This is a genomic window from Lysobacter sp. Root604 (genome assembly GCF_001427505.1).
GTDB lineage: Bacteria > Pseudomonadota > Gammaproteobacteria > Xanthomonadales > Xanthomonadaceae > Lysobacter.
This window is the reverse complement of the sequence record NZ_LMGS01000001.1, coordinates 1,308,750-1,324,548: the sequence shown is the minus strand read 5'-3', so window position 1 is coordinate 1,324,548 and position 15,799 is coordinate 1,308,750. Positions and strand designations below refer to the sequence as shown.

Sequence of the window (15,799 nt, the reverse complement as noted above, 5' to 3'; positions counted from 1 at the left end):
GTTGAGACGCGACCACGGCAGGCTGGCCTTGCGATCGCGAGGTCGCGGGTAGGCTGAACGACGCGTCGGCGGCCGGCCCGGCCCGGGGCCGTCGCGGCAGCGCTACCATTCCCTAAGCGCCTGTCCGCCCCCATACCGGGTGCGGCCCCCACCGGAACTTCGCCGCAGCGATCGCGCCCGCGCGCCATGCCACTGTCCGCCTTCCATCCCGCCGTCGCCGCCTGGTTCGCGGCGACCTTCCCGGCGCCGACCCAGGCCCAAATCCTGGCGTGGCCGTCGATCCGTGCCGGGCGGCATACCCTGGTGGCGGCGCCGACCGGCTCGGGCAAGACCCTGACCGCCTTCCTGGCCGCGATCGACGCCCTGGTCCGCCAGGCCGAGGCGCAGGGCGGCCTGCCCGACGAGACCACGGTGGTCTACGTCTCCCCGCTGAAAGCGCTGTCCAACGACATCCATCTGAACCTCGACGCGCCGCTGGCCGGCATCCGCGAACAGCTCGCACGCATGGGCCGTGCCGATCCCGGCATCCGCAGCGCGGTGCGCACCGGCGACACCACCGCCAGCGAGCGCACGCGCATGCGCAAGCAACCGCCCCATCTGCTGGTGACCACGCCCGAATCGCTGTACGTGCTGATGGGCTCGGAATCCGGACGCGCGATGCTCTCGACCGTACGCACGGTGATCGTCGACGAAATCCACGCCGTCGCCGCGAGCAAGCGCGGCAGCCATCTGGCGCTGACGCTGGAGCGCCTGCAAGCGCTGTGCGAACACCCGATCGCGCGCATCGGCCTGTCGGCGACGCAGAAGCCGATCGAGGAGGTCGCGCGCTTCCTGGTCGGCAAGGCGGCGGTCGATGCCGACGGCCGCCCGGATTGCGAGATCGTCGATATCGGCTACGCCAAGCAGCGCGATCTGGCCCTGGAACTGCCGCCGTCGCCGCTGAGCGCGGTGATGTCGCACGAACAATGGGACCAGGTCTATCTGCGCCTGGCCGAGCTGGTCGGCGAGCATCGCACCACCCTGGTCTTCGTCAACACCCGGCGCATGGCCGAACGCGCCGCGCGCCATCTCGGCGAACGCCTGGGCAAGGACGCGGTGGCCGCCCACCACGGCAGCCTGTCGCGCGAGTTGCGCCTGGACGCCGAGCAACGCCTCAAGCGCGGCGAGCTGCGCGTGCTGGTCGCGACCGCATCGCTGGAGCTGGGCATCGACATCGGCGATGTCGACCTGGTCTGCCAGCTCGGCTCGCCGCGCGCGATCGCGGCCTTCCTGCAGCGCGTCGGCCGCGCCGGCCACCACGTCGGCGGCGTACCCAAGGGGCGCTTGTTCCCGCAGTCGCGCGACGATCTGGTCGAGTGCGCGGCGCTGCTGGACTGCGTGCGCCGCGGCGAGCTGGACGCGCTGGAAATCCCGGTCGCGCCGCTGGACGTGCTGGCGCAGCAGATCGTCGCCGAAGTCGCTTCGCGCGAATGGGACGAGGACGCGCTGTACGCGTGCCTGACCCAGGCCTGGCCGTACGCGGGCCTGGCGCGCCCGGACTTCGACGCGGTGGTGCGCATGCTCGCCGAGGGCTTCACCACCCGTCGCGGCGCGCGCGCCGGCTACGTCCACCGCGATGCCGTGCACCGGCGCCTGCGCGCGCGTCGCGGCGGCGCCCTGACCGCGGTCACTTCCGGCGGCACCATCCCCGACACCGGCGATTACGCCGTGGTGCTGGAGCCGCAGGCGACCACGATCGGCAACGTCAACGAAGACTTCGCGATCGAAAGCCTGGCCGGCGACGTGTTCCAGCTCGGCAACGCCAGCTACCGCATCCTGCGCGTCGAGCCGGGGCGGGTGCGGGTGGAGGATGCACAGGGTGCGCCGCCGAACATTCCGTTCTGGCTGGGCGAAGCGCCGGGCCGCACCGACGAACTTTCGCTGGGCGTATCGCGCCTGCGCGGCCTGGTCGACGCCCAGCTGGCCGCGTTCGGCGAGCCCGATCCGGCGAGCCTGGCGCAGGTACACGCGCAGGTCGCGGCCGCGATCGCGCGCGAACTCGGCCTGGGCGAGGACGCCGCCGCCCAGCTGGTCGACTATCTGGCGCGCACGCGCTACGCGCTGGGCGCGGTGCCGACCCAGGACACCGTGGTGCTGGAGCGCTTCTTCGACGAATCCGGCGGCACCCAGCTGGTGATCCACACGCCGTACGGCAGCCGCGTCAACCGCGCCTGGGGCCTGGCCCTGCGCAAACGTTTCTGCCGCAAGTTCAATTTCGAGCTGCAGGCGGCGGCGACCGAGGATGCGATCGTGCTGTCGCTGTCGACCAGCCACAGCTTCCCTTTGATCGAAGTCGCACGCTATCTGCACAGCGCCAGTGCGCTGGACGTATTGATCCAGGCCTTGCTCGACGCGCCCTTGTTCGGCGTGCGCTGGCGTTGGAACGCGACCACCTCGCTGGCCCTGCCGCGCTACGTGGGCGGGCGCAAGGTCGCGCCGCAGCTGCAGCGCATGAAGAGCGAGGACCTGCTGGCCACGGTGTTCCCCGACCAGGTCGCCTGCGCCGAGAACCTGGTCGGCGAACGCGAGGTGCCGGACCATCCCCTGGTCGCGCAGACCCTGCACGACTGTCTGTACGAAGCCATGGACGCGCGGGGCTGGCTGCGCTTGCTGGGCCGGTTGGAGCGCGGCGAAGTGCAGGTGATCGCGCGCGACGTGACCGGCCCGTCGCCGATCGCGGCCGAGGCCATCAATGCGCGGCCCTATGCCTTCCTCGACGATGCGCCGCTGGAAGAGCGCCGCACCCAGGCGGTGATGAGCCGCCGCTACGCCGATCCGGACAGCGCCGACGATCTGGGGCGCCTGGATCCGGAGGCGATCTCCGCCGTGCGCGCCGAAGCCTGGCCGGAGGTACGCAACGCCGACGAGATGCACGAGGCGCTGATCGGACTGGCTTACGTCGAGGCGGAGGAGGCGCGCACGCACGGTTGGCTGGATGCCTTGCGCACCCTGGCCGAGGCCGGGCGCGCGACCCGGCTGCGGCCTGCCGCCGAATTCGGCGACGAGGCGGCGCTGTGGATCGCCACCGAAACCCTGCCGCAGGCGCGCGCGCTGTTTCCGGACGCGAGCTGGGCGCCTGAAGTCGTGGTCCCGCCCGAGTACGCCGCCACCGCCTGGGATGCCGACGGCGTGCTGGCCGAATGGCTGCGCTCGCGCCTGACCGGCTTGGGCCCGGCGACCGTGGCTGTCCTTGCGGACTCGCTGCGACAACCGGCGCTGGCGGTGGAGATCGCGCTGGCGCGCCTGGAGGGCGAGGGCTATGTGATGCGCGGCCGCTACACCCGCGAGAGCAGCGAAGGCGGCGCCGAGGAATGGTGCGAGCGCCACCTGCTCGCGCGCATCCACCGTTACACCGTGGGCCGCCTGCGGCGCGAGATCGAACCGGTCTCGCCGCGCGATTTCGTGCGTTTCCTGTTCGACTGGCAACGCGTGTCCGCGGCTACCCGCATGAGCGGCCGCGACGCGGTCGAAGCGGTGTTGAGCCAGTTGCAGGGCTACGAAGCGCCGGCGGCGGTGTGGGAGAGCGAGCTGTTGAGCGCGCGCATCGCCGACTACAGCCCCGCCTGGCTGGACGACCTGTGCGGCGCCGGTCGCGTGACCTGGGCGCGCCTGCGTCCGACCCGTGTCGAGGCGGGCAGTGCGACCGCGCCCTCGGTGCGACAGACTCCGATCGTGCTGCTGCCGCGGCGCGACCTGGCGGTGTGGTCCACGCTGACCGCCGGCCGCAGCGACGACGCGCCGCTGTCCTCGCGCGCGACCCGCGTGGTCGATTGCCTGCGCGTGCGCGGCGCGTCCTTCTTCGACGAGCTCGAACGCGGCGCGCACCTGCTCAAGACCGAGTTGGAAGAGGCCCTGGGCGAACTGGTCGCGCGTGGGCGCGTGACCTGCGACAGCTACGCCGGCTTGCGCGCGCTGCTGGTGCCGCCGTCCAGGCGCGACGGCGCGCGCGGCGGACGCAGCCGGCGCACGCCGCTGTTCGGCATCCAGGACGCCGGGCGCTGGTCGCTCACCCCGCGCCCGGCCGAGGACGCGCCCGTGCCCGCGATCGACGCCGAGACCGTCGAGCACGCCGCGCGCAGCCTGCTCGATCGCTACGGCGTGGTGTTCTGGCGTTTGATCGAGCGCGAAGCCCACTGGCTGCCGCCCTGGCGCGAGCTGCTGCGCGTGTACCGGCGCTGGGAAGCGCGCGGCGAGATCCGCGGCGGGCGCTTCGTTAGCGGCATGTCCGGCGAGCAGTTCGCGCTGCCCGACGCGATCGGCGCGCTGCGCAAGTTGCGCCAGCGCCCCGACAGCGGCGAACTGGTCTGCGTCTCGGCGATGGACCCGCTCAACCTGGCCGGCACCGTGCTCGCCGGCGAACGCGTCGCGCGCCTGCCGGGCGCGCGCGTGCTGTTCCGCGACGGCGTGCCGATCGCCTGCCTGAGCGCGGGCAAGGTCGAGCTGATCGAAACCGACCTGGCGCTGGCCGACGCCGAACGCGCGCGCCAGGCACTGGTGCGCCGGCGCGGTACAGCCGTGGAACCCGAAGCCGACCTCTACGCGCGCCTGGCGCCGGTATAGGCGCCAGCGCGCGGTACACGCTGCCACGCAAGAACAGCATGCCGGTCTTCCCCCTTTGAAAAAGGGGGATTGAGGGGGATTTGCTTTTAACGTCCCCAGCGCCGCCCCCGCGCCCCCGTTTCAGTACCGCCCCTCAAACCCCTTCGCCAACTCCCGCGTCAATTCGCCCGCCGGCACCTCGCGACACTCACTGGGATTCTGCCCCGACCACAACGGCGAAAAATCGCCGCTGCCCAGCGCCTCGGCGCGCGCGCGGACAGGCGCCAACGCGCCACCCGCGAGCGGAAACGGCGGCGCCAGCTCGCTGATCGGTCCGCGCTCGCGCATGTAGCGATTGACGATGCCGCGCGCGGGACGTCCGCTGAACAGATTGGTGAGCGCGGTGTGCTCGGCACCCGCGCTCTTCAAGGCGGCGCGATGCACGGCGCTGGTGCTGGCTTCCGGGCAAAGCAGGTAGGCCGTGCCGATCTGTACGCCGGCCGCACCCAGGCGCATCGCCGCCGCCACGCCCTGCGCATCGGCGATGCCGCCGGCGGCGATCACCGGTATCCGCAGCGCGCGCACCAGCTGCGGCAACAGCGCGAACGTGCCCGACTGCCGGCTCAGATCGGCATCCAGAAAATGCCCGCGATGCCCGCCGGCCTCCAGGCCCTGCGCGATCACCGCGTCCACGCCTTGCGCCTGCAGCCAGCGTCCTTCCTCCAGCGTGGTCGCCGAGGACAGCACCTTCGCGCCCCAGGCGCGCACCTGCGCGAGCAGCGCGGGCGAGGGCAGGCCGAAATGGAAACTGACCACGCGCGGCCGGAACTGCGCCAGCAGCTCCGCCGCTTCCGCATCGAAGGGGCGCCGGCCCGCGCCGGGGGCCGCCGTGGCGGGGTCGATCCCGAACTCGCGGTAGTAAGGCGCCAGCGATTCGCGCCAGGCCGCTTCGACGCCGGCATCGGGCGCAGGCGAGGTGTGGCAGAAGAAGTTGACGTTGTAGGGGCGGTCGGTCTGTGCCGCGATCGCCGCGAGCTCCTCGCTCAGGCTTTGCGCGCTCAACATGGCCGCCGGCAACGAGCCCAGGCCGCCGGCCTCGCAGACCGCGACGGTCAGGGCGCTGCCCTGCGAGCCGGCCATGGGGGCCTGGATCAGCGGGAACTCAAGGTCCGAGAATAGGGCAGGGGGCATGGGACTGATCGCTGGCTGCGGCCCGATCGCGGGCGCCCCGATTCTAGACGTCGTTGCCTGGGCTGCGCTCGATCGGGCCTCGATTCACCCCGTCGGGTCGCGCGGCTCGGCGGGCGCCTGCGTTTGGGTGTGCTTGTCGATCAGGGCCAGCGCGGCTTCCAGTTCCGCCAGGGTGCGCGCTTGTACTTCGGTGTCCTTGAATTTGATGCGGATGGATTTTCCGGCCGAAGCCTTCATCCATTCGATCAGCAACTCCCGAGCGAACTTGAGAAAGGCGATCGCGCCGCCGGAGGCCGAGAACGCGATGGCCAGCGTTTCGTAGACGTGGTTGCCCATTCCGCCGTCGTAGTGCTTTCGGCTGTCCTGGTGCCGGACCTCGCGACGGTCCACATTGGCGGCATGCTCCGTAGCCAAACCTTGCAGGCGCCCGGCGATTTCCCGACTGCGCGCCTGCTGCGGCAGCGGTGGCTCGTGGGAGACGGTTTCGCTGCCGCTACTGCGGTCGAATCCGTGGCGCTGATAGCGGCTGTCCGAGAGTTCGATGATCAGATCGTCCATGCTGCCTGCCGCGCTCCTGTGTATTGACGGTTCGTGCCCGTGTTCGCTCGCCGCGCGAAGCAGGCCGCTACCCAGGACGGCGTCCTGGCCCTCCTGGCGCCGCCCCTGGATGAAATCTAACCTGAATAAGGACGGCGCGCTCCAGCGGCGCGGCCGGTCGGGCGGCCGCAGGCCGCGCCGGCGAATCCGACCTCGCCCCGCCAGCGGCATGAACAGCGCCCATCGCCGCGCTTGTGAATGCGCCCGCCGCCCCTATACTGACCGGGTCAGCGTGAGCTGTCCCCGGGGGTGCACTGGCTTCGACGGGGGTTGCGAAATCGCCTGGTGCATGCCGAGGGGGTAGCTTTCCTCGTAAATCCAGCTGCAAACTTTTAGTTGCCAACGACGACAACTACGCTCTCGCCGCTTAAGGCGTAAGCCCCGAAACTGCTTGTGTCCGTGCTCGCAGCGTAGGGTCATCATCACGGAATCGCTGGGGTCGGTTGCCTGTCAAACCCCGGTTAACCCAAAACAGGCTGGTTCCCGGATGCGCTTTGCGCGCCGTGCTGTTCGGGGGCGAGATCTAACGGAGCGCTAAGCATGTAGTGCCGGGGATGGAGTGCCTTCGGACGGCGGTTCGATTCCGCCCACCTCCACCAATACCGCCGTCGCAAGACGGAACAAGAAAGGTCGGATCGCCCACGGGCATCCGGCCTTTTTTGTGTCTTGCGTAGCCGCAGCACGGCTCTTGCGCCTTGGCCGCGATCGGTGGGGATGCGCCGGACCGGTGGAATCGAACGGCGGGCCGGTGCCATGGCGCAATGCGGCCTCGTAAAATTCGGAAGCGCCAGTGCCGACGTGGTTTGATCAGCCATTCAAGCCGAAGGCTTAGCTCGGGCGTCAGGGCTCCTATGAAGCGTATCGAGATCTCTGGAGCGAGCATCCTAGGGGATCACGCCACCGCTCGTTGCCTGGTTGGAATAAGGCGAGATATTCCGGCTCGGCGAGTCCTGACAGTTCATTGCGCCCGCGCCGCGGGTCGACTTAAAGCAGGCCTCAGGCCTTCGGTGATAGGTATGCGAAAATCTTCCCCTTTGCTATTCGGAGTTGCTCTTGTCGCCAGCGTAGCTGTCGCGGGAGGTCCATCGATGCAAAAGCTCAACGAAGCTCAGTCGTTGGTGCGAAATCCGGACATGACGATCACGATCGATGGAAAAGTGTTCAAGCAGTCCGATTTGGCGTTAGTTGAAGGGCAAGCGCCCGACTCCGGGGCCACTGTTGTCGAGATCGACGATCAGCTGACGTACTCTAGAAAAGAATACGCGCCGTATACATTTTTTGTTCTTCCCGGTAAGCACACGTTCCTGCTTAAGCATGTTGCGATTACCGCCGGCCTCTTCCCGAGAAAAATCGAATATTCGAACGTCATCGAGCTCGAGCTGGTGGCTGGGCATACCTACATTCCTCACAATTTCGCAGGTGCCAATCCGGCGCCACCCAAGGGCAAGCCGTTGGGCTTGGTGGATCGTGGATCAGCATTCCCAAGAGAATGCCTTACTGGCCAATTTCTTCTTGCGTCGCCTGGTGGCATTAGGGTCACCGAGCTCAAGTCTCGATTCGATCAGTGCCTTGTGAAGGCCGGGGTCAGTGACAGCCTGACGTATCGGGATCGGGAAAAGTATCCGTAAGGTTTAAAAACTCATTCAGGTCGAGCCCGTCTCGCGGTTCGACTTGGTTCAGGCGTTGGAGCTTACGAGGGATTTATGAAGACAGGCCTATTACCGTTTCTTCTGATGATGCTGCCACTGCAGGCTTTCGCGGGAGCAGACGTCGCGAGCCCTATCGCCCAGTGCACTACTTCGCTAAAGGGAAGCAAGATCGAGGCTGGTGCCCTTCTCGTTGACCCAATCATGTTCGTCGCCGCCGTTGATGGAACCAAAATCGAACGCGCGAAGAAGAAATGGGATGTTGGCCTTTGTGTTGAGCCCGGCGAGCGCCAGATCGATATCGGTTTCTTGCAGGCCCAGTACATAGGCAACGCGGCCGCTACGTATGAGTTCCTGGAAGGACACAGCTACGAAGTGGCGTTCCGGGGGACGTGGAGAACAGGGTTCGTGTTCTGGCTTCGCGATCTGACCACCGGCGAGGACGTGACGACGGAAACGCCAATGCCTCGCAAAAATGTTTCCATGTTTCGCTTTCGCCCTTAATTTCCCTCGATGAGATCTGGTTATTCATTCAGACCGAACCGCGTGGGGCTGAGGGCCCCTCGTGAGCATCGACTCGGTCGTGGGGGCGTCAGATCTCGCAAAAAATCAGGCTCGCGGCACACAATATTCAGATGTTGGGGCTCTGTCGCCTCATTGGTCGTGCTGCCAGCAAAAAAGCATGATCAGAGCAGGACGACTAATCGACAAGGAAGGCATCATGAAAATAGCATTCATCGCGGCGCTGGCTGTCGCCATGATCCACGTTACACCGGCACTTGCTGCGTCGCCGGAAAAATCGCCATTGATAGGTCAATGGGCTCTGGATGTAGCTAGCTTGCCGATGCCGCCAGCGGCGCGCCCAAAGAGTGTCCATCTCGATTTCCGCGATGCGCCTGAGGGGAAGTGGGAAACTCGCGTCGAGATAGTCGACCAGAACAACAACAAGATGTTCGCGCAGTCCACGTTGTCTCTGGATGGCACCCCTGGACGAGCTTCTGGCAACTACTGGGTCGATGTGCTCGCGGCAAAAATGCCCGCTCCGAACGTCCTGGTAATGCAAATCGTTTATCAGGGGGTTCCAAGATCGACGCGAGTTTTTTCGGTGAGCTCGGACGGTAAAGTCCTGACCGAGACTGAAACGTACTTCAAAGAAGATGGAACTCCCATGCAGCGCACTGCATTCTTCTCGCGCGTGCCCGACGAGCCTTAACATTGATTCAAGCCGAAGCCGTTTGGGCGTCGGATTTTTTCGTATCCCGCGCCGGCGTTCGGCCGGAATGCGCTGTGCCTGTGCGAATCACGCCAGCGTACGCAGCTTGGCCTCGCGCGCCCACTGGCGCTTCATGGCTTGAGCGATGAACGAGCGCGTATCGCCCGCGTCGACCACGCCCGCGTCGCGCTCCGCGCCGCCTGCATTCAATAGCGCTTGCGCGCCGGCATCGGCCGCGATCGCCTTGAGGTGGCCGTAAGCGTCGCGCACGAAGTCGACCGCGGCGGCTTCCTTGGCCAGGCGCTTGCCGGCCTTGTCGCTCAACACCAGGGCGACCGCGTCGAATACCAGCGATGGCGTGCCGGCCAACTGGCCGTCGGCGGCTAGGGTCTTGCCGTCGCTCAGCTTGGCCCCACCGATACGCGGCGCGACGATCTTGACGCGTGCGCCGGCGGCTTCGACCGCCTTGCGCAAGGCCCGCACCGTGGCGGCATCGGAGCCGTCGTCGATCAACACGCCGACGCAGCGCCCCTGTAGGGTCGGTTTCATCTTGCCGATGATCTGCAGCGGCGGCGACGCGGGCAGGTCCTGGACCGCGACCGCGGCCGGCGGCGCCGGGGGCAGCGCAGCCAGGCCCAGGCCGTCGGCGACACGGCGCGCCAGCGCGGCGTCGATATGGCGCAAGTGGCCCACGACGGCTTCGCGTACGTGCGCGGTGCCGACCTTGGACAGCTCGAACACCAGCGCCGAAGCCATATGCGCCTGCTCGTAGTCGGTCTGGCTGCGGTAGAACTGGCGCGCCTGGCTGTAGTGGTCGGCGAAGCTTTCCGGACGCACGCGGCCCTTGACGCCGTCGTCGCTGGGCACGCCGGCGCTGCGGAAACCGGCCGGCGTCTCGCGCGGCGATTGCGGATCCAGAGAACTGGGTTCGTAGTTCACCCGGCCGCGCGGCACCCGCATCTGCATGTGGCCGTCGCGCTGCAGATTGGCGAACGGGCATTTGGGCGCATTGATCGGCAATTGGTGGAAGTTGGGCGAGCCCAGCCGCGACAGCTGCGTATCCAGATAGGAGAACAAACGTCCCTGCAGCAGCGGATCGTTGGAGAAGTCGATGCCCGGCACCACATGCGAGGGGCAGAAGGCGACCTGCTCGGTTTCGGCGAAGAAGTTGTCCGGCCAGCGATCCAGGACCATGCGGCCGATCACCGTCAGCGGCACCAGTTCCTCGGGGATCAGCTTGGTCGCGTCGAGATGGTCGAACGGAAAGCCGTCGGCCTGTTCCTGGGTGAACAGTTGCGCCGCGAGTTCCCATTCGGGGAAGTCGCCGTTCTGTATCGCCTCGAACAGGTCGCGACGATGGAAGTCCGGGTCGGCGCCGGCCAGCTTGCAGGCTTCGTCCCACAGCGTCGATTGCAGGCCCAGCTTGGGCCGCCAATGGAACTTGACGAAGGTCGAGGCGCCCTTGGCGTTGACCAGGCGGAAGCTGTGCACGCCGAAACCTTCGATCATGCGCAACGAGCGCGGGATGGTGCGGTCCGACATCGCCCACATGATCATGTGCATGGCTTCGGGCGTAAGCGATATGAAATCCCAGAACGTGTCGTGGGCGCTGCCGGCCTGCGGAAAGCCACGGTCGGGCTCCATCTTCACCGAATGCACCACATCCGGGAACTTCATCGCATCCTGGATGAAGAACACCGGAATGTTGTTGCCCACCAGGTCCCAGTTGCCTTGCTGAGTGTAGAACTTGACCGCGAAGCCGCGCACATCGCGGGGGGTATCGATCGAACCGGCGCCGCCGGCCACGGTGGAGAAGCGGCAGAACAGCGGTGTGCGTTCGCCTACCTTGGTCAGAACATCCGCCGTGGTGTAGCGACTGAGCGATTTGCTCAGCTCGAAGTAGCCGTGCGCGCCCGAGCCGCGCGCATGCACGATGCGCTCGGGAATGCGTTCATGATCGAAGTGGGTGATCTTCTCGCGCAGAATGAAGTCTTCGAGCAGGCCCGGACCGCGCTCGGTCGCACGCAGCGAGTTCTGGTTGTCCGACAAGGGCAGGCCCTGATTGGTCGTCAGTGGCGGATGCTTGCCGCCAGCGCTCTGGTGCAGTTCGTCGCCCACTCCACGACCGTCGCGCGTGATTCCGTCGGTACGGGTCTTAGCGGCTTTCTTGGTGGCCATGGCGCAACTCCTGAGCGGATGAGCGGGCGGCGATCGCTGCCGATGGTTCGATCATGCGGCGCTTGCGGTGAACATCGCGTCGTGCGAGCGAGTGTGCGCATTCATATGCTCGCGTTGCAGCCCGCATCCGGTTTTCGCACAGGTGCTCGATCACCTGAACGGTTCATGCTTCGCCGCGCGCCGACAGTCGCGTGTTCCATTGCGAAAAGACGCTCGCATTAAAAGGGGTCGCATCACGCGCTGCCGACGTATCCGGAATTAGCTTGGCCTCGCCACGCGAAGCTGGCGCCTGAATACGAGTTGGATATGAGCGACACGGTAGATCTGAAAGAAAAGCTGTGGAAAGCCTTGTCTTCCGATCGCACGGTAATGCTGGGTCTGGATGGCGTGGAGTCCGGTCATACCCGCCCCATGACCGCGATCGCCGAAGACCACCATGGCCCGATCTGGTTCTTCACCTCGACCGACAATGCGCTGGTGCAGAAATTGAACTCCAGCCATGCCGCCATCGCGGCGTTTTCCTCCAAGGGCCACGATCTGTTCGCCAGCATCAGCGGCAGCTTGCGCCGCGACCAGGATAGAACCGTGATCGAGCGCCTGTGGAATCCCTTCATCGCGGCCTGGTTCGAGGGCGGCAAGGACGATCCGAAGCTGGCCCTGCTGCGCTTCGATGCCACCGAGGCGGAGGTGTGGCTCAACGAGAACAGCTTGCTCGCCGGGGTGAAGATGCTGCTGGGCATCGATCCCAAGAAGGACTACGAGGACAAGGTCGGCGAGGTGCGGCTGAGTTAGCCACGCTTCGGCAGCGCAGTGTCGAGGCACGCGCCGACCATTGCCCGCCACGTCCGAGCACTGCTGTCGGCGTAGGATCCGGTGCTTGTGGCCGTCGTCATCGGAACATGGCCTGACGCCTGGAGGACCGCCTCATGGACATCATCGACGTCGTAGTGGTGGGCGGCGGTCCGGCGGGCCTGACGGCCGCCACCTACCTGCGTCGTTTTCATCGCAGTTGCGTGGTGTTGGACGGCGGCGACAGTCGGGCCAGGCGCATTCCGGAGAGCCACAATTGTCCGGGCTTCCCCGACGGCGTGTCCGGCCCCGATCTGTTGCGGCGCATGCGCACGCAGGCGCTGGAGGCGGGCGTGCGCATCGAGCCGGTCGTGGTGGATGCGCTGCTGCGGGAGGGCGATAGCTTTCGCGCCGTCGCCGGCGGGCGCAGTTGGCGCGCCCGCGCGGTGGTGCTGGCCACGGGCGTGCGCGACGTGCTGCCTGACGTGGACTGGGCGGAGCAGGCGATCTCCTGCGGCGCGATTCGACTGTGCGCGATCTGCGACGCGTTCGAAGCCACCGATCTGCGCATCGGCGTGTACGGCCCACGCGAGGCCGTCGCCTCCCATGCGCGCTTTCTGCGGGGCTACACGTCACGCCTGGTGCTGATGCCGATCGATCGGGCGTTCGACGATCGGTTTCCGCCGCCTTATCGGGAGGAGACCGTGCTGGTGCTTCCTCCCGGCGGCGAGCTTATGTTCGACGGAACGCGCTGCCGCTATCGGGCGAGCGACGGATCCGAGACGGTGTTGGACACCGTCTATCCCTTCCTCGGTACCCAGGAGGCGCATCCGTTGGTGGCGTCCGCCGGCGCCTGGCCCGACGAGCCGGGCGAGACCGTGGTCGATGCGAATCAGATGACGCGCGTCGCCGGCCTGTACGCCATAGGCGACATGGTCAGCGGCCTCAACCAGATCTCGGTGGCGGTGGGGCAGGCCGCGATCGCGGCCACCCACTTGCACCAGCAACTGCCGATCGTGCCGCGAACGGCAGAACAGGGCGGGTGAACCCGGACCCTCGCGTAAGCCTATGCCGGTTCTCGCAACGGCGTCCGACCGCCGCCGCGGAGCTCAGCGCCTGGCGAGCCGGGCCCTGTTGGCGGTCACGGTGCGTGCGACCGGTTTGAGTCCGGCGGCCAGAATGCGGTCGCCGGCTAGCGTAAGTCCGGACCAGCGTTGCCACGGACTCGACCACGGCGACCAGAACGACCACGCGCCCGTCGATAGCGGCGCCAGCCAGAGGGCATTGAACATGCCCCACCAGCCTTCCATCGTGGCCGCGCCCTTCTCGGCGATCATCCGGTTCCACTCGCGCAGGTCGCGGCCGGACAGCGGCTGCGTCGCCAGCGAAAGATCCATGAGGCGTTGCGCCGCCACGAAGGGCGATGCCTGGGCGATGGCGGACAGTTGTCGGGACGTGCGGTTGTGCGGGGGCGACATCGCGTGGGCCTTGTTCGCAAGCGGATGCTTGTAGGCGAGCGAGTGTGTCACGCGTATGTGCAATCGCAGTGACGAGCGATGACGCGATGGCAGGCCGCGCATTCCAGGTCTGAACCGTTCACGAAACCAGCTTCGCAATTCACGGTGCGCGCATCGCGCCGCTCCTATGGTCGGGCCTGGGTCTGCGTCGTCCGACGCTCTTTAAGGAGACCCCGATGGCCAAGACAGCACAAGATTCCGTCCAAGTCGAAGAACTGCTGTATCAGGCACTCGAGACCGAACTGGGCGGAATTCAGATTTATGGGGCGGCCATTCGGTGCGCGGTGAACGAAGATCTGCGCGCGGAGTGGGGCGAGTACCTGCAACAGACGCGCTCGCATCGCAAAGTGCTGATGCAGGTGTTCGAGTCCCTGGGCTTGGACCCGGATGCCGTGACGCCCGGTCGCGAGGTGGTCGCGCATATCGGCAGCTCCCTGGTCAGGGCCATGGAAATGGCGCTGTCCGCTGGCGATGCGACCGCGGCCGAGCGGGTCGCGTGCGAATGCGTGGTGCTGGCCGAAACCAAGGACCATCTGAACTGGGAACTCATCGGCCACGTCGCCAAGCATGGCAAGGGACCCGAAGTGGAGATCCTGCAGGCCGCCTTCGACGCCGTCGAGCAGGATGAGGATCACCACCTTTATCACACGCAGGGTTGGACCCGCGAGCTGTGGATTCAGTCGCTGGGCTTCCCGGCGGTGTTGCCGCCGCCAGAGGAGATCAAGCAAGTCGAGACGGCGATCGGCGCCGCGCGCGCCGAACAGGCGCGCGACCAGATGTTGAAAAAGAACTGATAGCCAGTGTCGCCGAGCCGGACTTTCGGTTCGGTGTCTTTGCCATGCCTTGTCGGCCGTCATCGGTGTCGGTCGGCTTTGCCCGGCGTAACGGGCCGTTAACCGGTGCAAGGTTAGCGTCGCCTGCTGCGCACCGACCGAGTAGGGGTTATGCACGACAAACGTACCCCGGCGATACGCGCATTCGAAGCCGAACAGCAGTTCCAACTGCTGGTTCAGAGCGTGGTCGATTACGCGATCTACATGCTCGATCCCGACGGTTACATCTGCAACTGGAACGAAGGCGGGCGCCGGATCAAGGGCTACGACGATGCCGAGATCATCGGTCAGCACTTCTCACGCTTCTACGAGTTGGTCGATCGCGACGCGGGCGAGCCCGAGTACGGCCTTCGTATGGCGCGCGAGAACGGTCGCTACGAGAAGGAAGGCTGGCGCTTGCGCAAGGACGGCTCGCGCTTCTGGGCCAGCGTGGTGATCGACCCGATCCGGGTGGACGGCCAACTGATCGGTTACGCCAAGGTCGCCCGCGATATCACCGAACGCCATGAGTCCGCGCTGAGACTGGCTGAGGCGCAGCAAGCGCTGTTGCAGGCCAAGAAGATTGAGGCGATCGGTAAGCTCACCCTGGGCTTGTCCCACGATTTCAACAACCTGCTGGGGGTGATCGTCAACAGCCTGGACCTGATCAGCGCCCACCGCGACGATGAGAAGCGCGTGACCCGCTTGGTGGAGGGCGCATTGCGCGCCGCCGACCGCGGCATGCTGCTCACCCGCCAATTGCTGAGCTTCGCCCGCGGCCAGGCCTTGGCGCCTGAGGTGCGCGACGTCAACGAGCTGGTGCTGGGCATGAAGGACGTGCTGATGCGCTCCTGCGGCTTGGGCGTCGATATCGAACTGTCCTTGGCGCAGGACCTGCCGCCGATCCGGGTCGATCCGACCCAGCTGGAAGCCGCGCTGCTCAACCTGGTGATCAACAGCCGCGACTCGTTCGCCGAGGGCGGCACCATCACCGTCGCCACCGGTCTTGCCGATCGCCGCCCGCCGGAGATCGAATCGACGGCCCGCGACTTCGTCTGTGTGTGCGTGGTCGACGATGGCTCCGGCATGAGCGATGAGGTGGTGCAGCAGGCGGTGCAGCCGTTCTTCACCACCAAGGAAGTAGGGCGCGGCAGCGGCCTGGGGCTGAGCCAGGCGCATGGCTTCGCGGCGCAGTCGGGCGGTTATCTGCATATCGCCAGCGAACCGGGGCAGGGTACGCGCGTGACCTTGTATTTCCCGGCCTTGGAGGACTGAGCC

12 protein-coding genes and 1 other RNA gene are annotated in these 15,799 nt (G+C 66.6%); 9 read left to right on the top strand and 4 right to left on the bottom strand.

The window, feature by feature from the left end; genetic code table 11:
• Positions 1 to 186: 186 nt before the first annotated feature.
• Positions 187 to 4,599, top strand: coding sequence for a DEAD/DEAH box helicase (locus ASD69_RS06090; RefSeq protein ID WP_056175046.1), 4,413 nt, complete (start codon positions 187 to 189; stop codon positions 4,597 to 4,599).
• Positions 4,600 to 4,719: 120 nt separating this feature from the next.
• On the opposite strand, the gene ASD69_RS06085 is transcribed toward ASD69_RS06090, so the two are convergent.
• Positions 4,720 to 5,769, bottom strand: a complete 1,050-nt coding sequence (locus ASD69_RS06085) for a nitronate monooxygenase (RefSeq protein WP_056175044.1) — start codon at positions 5,767 to 5,769, stop codon at positions 4,720 to 4,722.
• An 84-nt stretch (positions 5,770 to 5,853) separates the two neighbouring features.
• Entirely contained in the window at positions 5,854 to 6,327 is a 474-nt protein-coding gene (locus tag ASD69_RS06080) for a hypothetical protein (RefSeq protein WP_056175040.1), read from the bottom strand.
• 284 nt (positions 6,328 to 6,611) lie between these two features.
• Here ASD69_RS06080 and ssrA point away from each other — a divergent pair.
• The 4 genes from ssrA (at position 6,612) to ASD69_RS21110 (ending at position 9,225) form a co-directional block, all read left to right on the top strand.
• Positions 6,612 to 6,965, top strand: a transfer-messenger RNA (tmRNA) gene (gene ssrA / locus ASD69_RS21115).
• A gap of 489 nt (positions 6,966 to 7,454) precedes the next feature.
• Entirely contained in the window at positions 7,455 to 7,994 is a 540-nt protein-coding gene (locus ASD69_RS06075; RefSeq protein ID WP_057159440.1) for a hypothetical protein, read from the top strand.
• A 75-nt stretch (positions 7,995 to 8,069) separates the two neighbouring features.
• Positions 8,070 to 8,516: a hypothetical protein gene (locus ASD69_RS06070; RefSeq protein WP_056175035.1), complete on the top strand. Its 447-nt coding sequence runs from the start codon at positions 8,070 to 8,072 to the stop codon at positions 8,514 to 8,516.
• Between the two features lie 241 nt (positions 8,517 to 8,757).
• Positions 8,758 to 9,225: a LuxR family transcriptional regulator gene (locus ASD69_RS21110; protein WP_082576355.1), complete on the top strand. Its 468-nt coding sequence runs from the start codon at positions 8,758 to 8,760 to the stop codon at positions 9,223 to 9,225.
• Between the two features lie 87 nt (positions 9,226 to 9,312).
• Here the strand turns inward: ASD69_RS21110 and ASD69_RS06065 are convergent, their stop codons facing one another.
• Positions 9,313 to 11,403, bottom strand: coding sequence for a catalase (locus ASD69_RS06065; RefSeq protein ID WP_056175031.1), 2,091 nt, complete (start codon positions 11,401 to 11,403; stop codon positions 9,313 to 9,315).
• Between the two features lie 306 nt (positions 11,404 to 11,709).
• Here ASD69_RS06065 and ASD69_RS06060 point away from each other — a divergent pair, with 306 nt between their 5' ends.
• On the top strand, positions 11,710 to 12,195 hold the full coding sequence (locus ASD69_RS06060) for a pyridoxamine 5'-phosphate oxidase family protein (protein WP_056175028.1): 486 nt from the start codon (positions 11,710 to 11,712) through the stop codon (positions 12,193 to 12,195).
• 134 nt (positions 12,196 to 12,329) lie between these two features.
• On the top strand, positions 12,330 to 13,238 hold the full coding sequence (locus ASD69_RS06055) for an NAD(P)/FAD-dependent oxidoreductase (protein WP_056175025.1): 909 nt from the start codon (positions 12,330 to 12,332) through the stop codon (positions 13,236 to 13,238).
• A gap of 63 nt (positions 13,239 to 13,301) precedes the next feature.
• On the opposite strand, the gene ASD69_RS06050 is transcribed toward ASD69_RS06055, so the two are convergent.
• Positions 13,302 to 13,721: a hypothetical protein gene (locus ASD69_RS06050; protein WP_056175022.1), complete on the bottom strand. Its 420-nt coding sequence runs from the start codon at positions 13,719 to 13,721 to the stop codon at positions 13,302 to 13,304.
• Between the two features lie 164 nt (positions 13,722 to 13,885).
• Between ASD69_RS06050 and ASD69_RS06045 the strand changes: the two genes are divergently transcribed.
• Both ASD69_RS06045 and ASD69_RS06040 read left to right on the top strand, forming a co-directional pair.
• On the top strand, positions 13,886 to 14,503 hold the full coding sequence (locus ASD69_RS06045; protein ID WP_056175019.1) for a ferritin-like domain-containing protein: 618 nt from the start codon (positions 13,886 to 13,888) through the stop codon (positions 14,501 to 14,503).
• Positions 14,504 to 14,653: 150 nt separating this feature from the next.
• Positions 14,654 to 15,796, top strand: a complete 1,143-nt coding sequence (locus ASD69_RS06040) for a PAS domain S-box protein (protein WP_056175016.1) — start codon at positions 14,654 to 14,656, stop codon at positions 15,794 to 15,796.
• Positions 15,797 to 15,799: the final 3 nt, after the last annotated feature.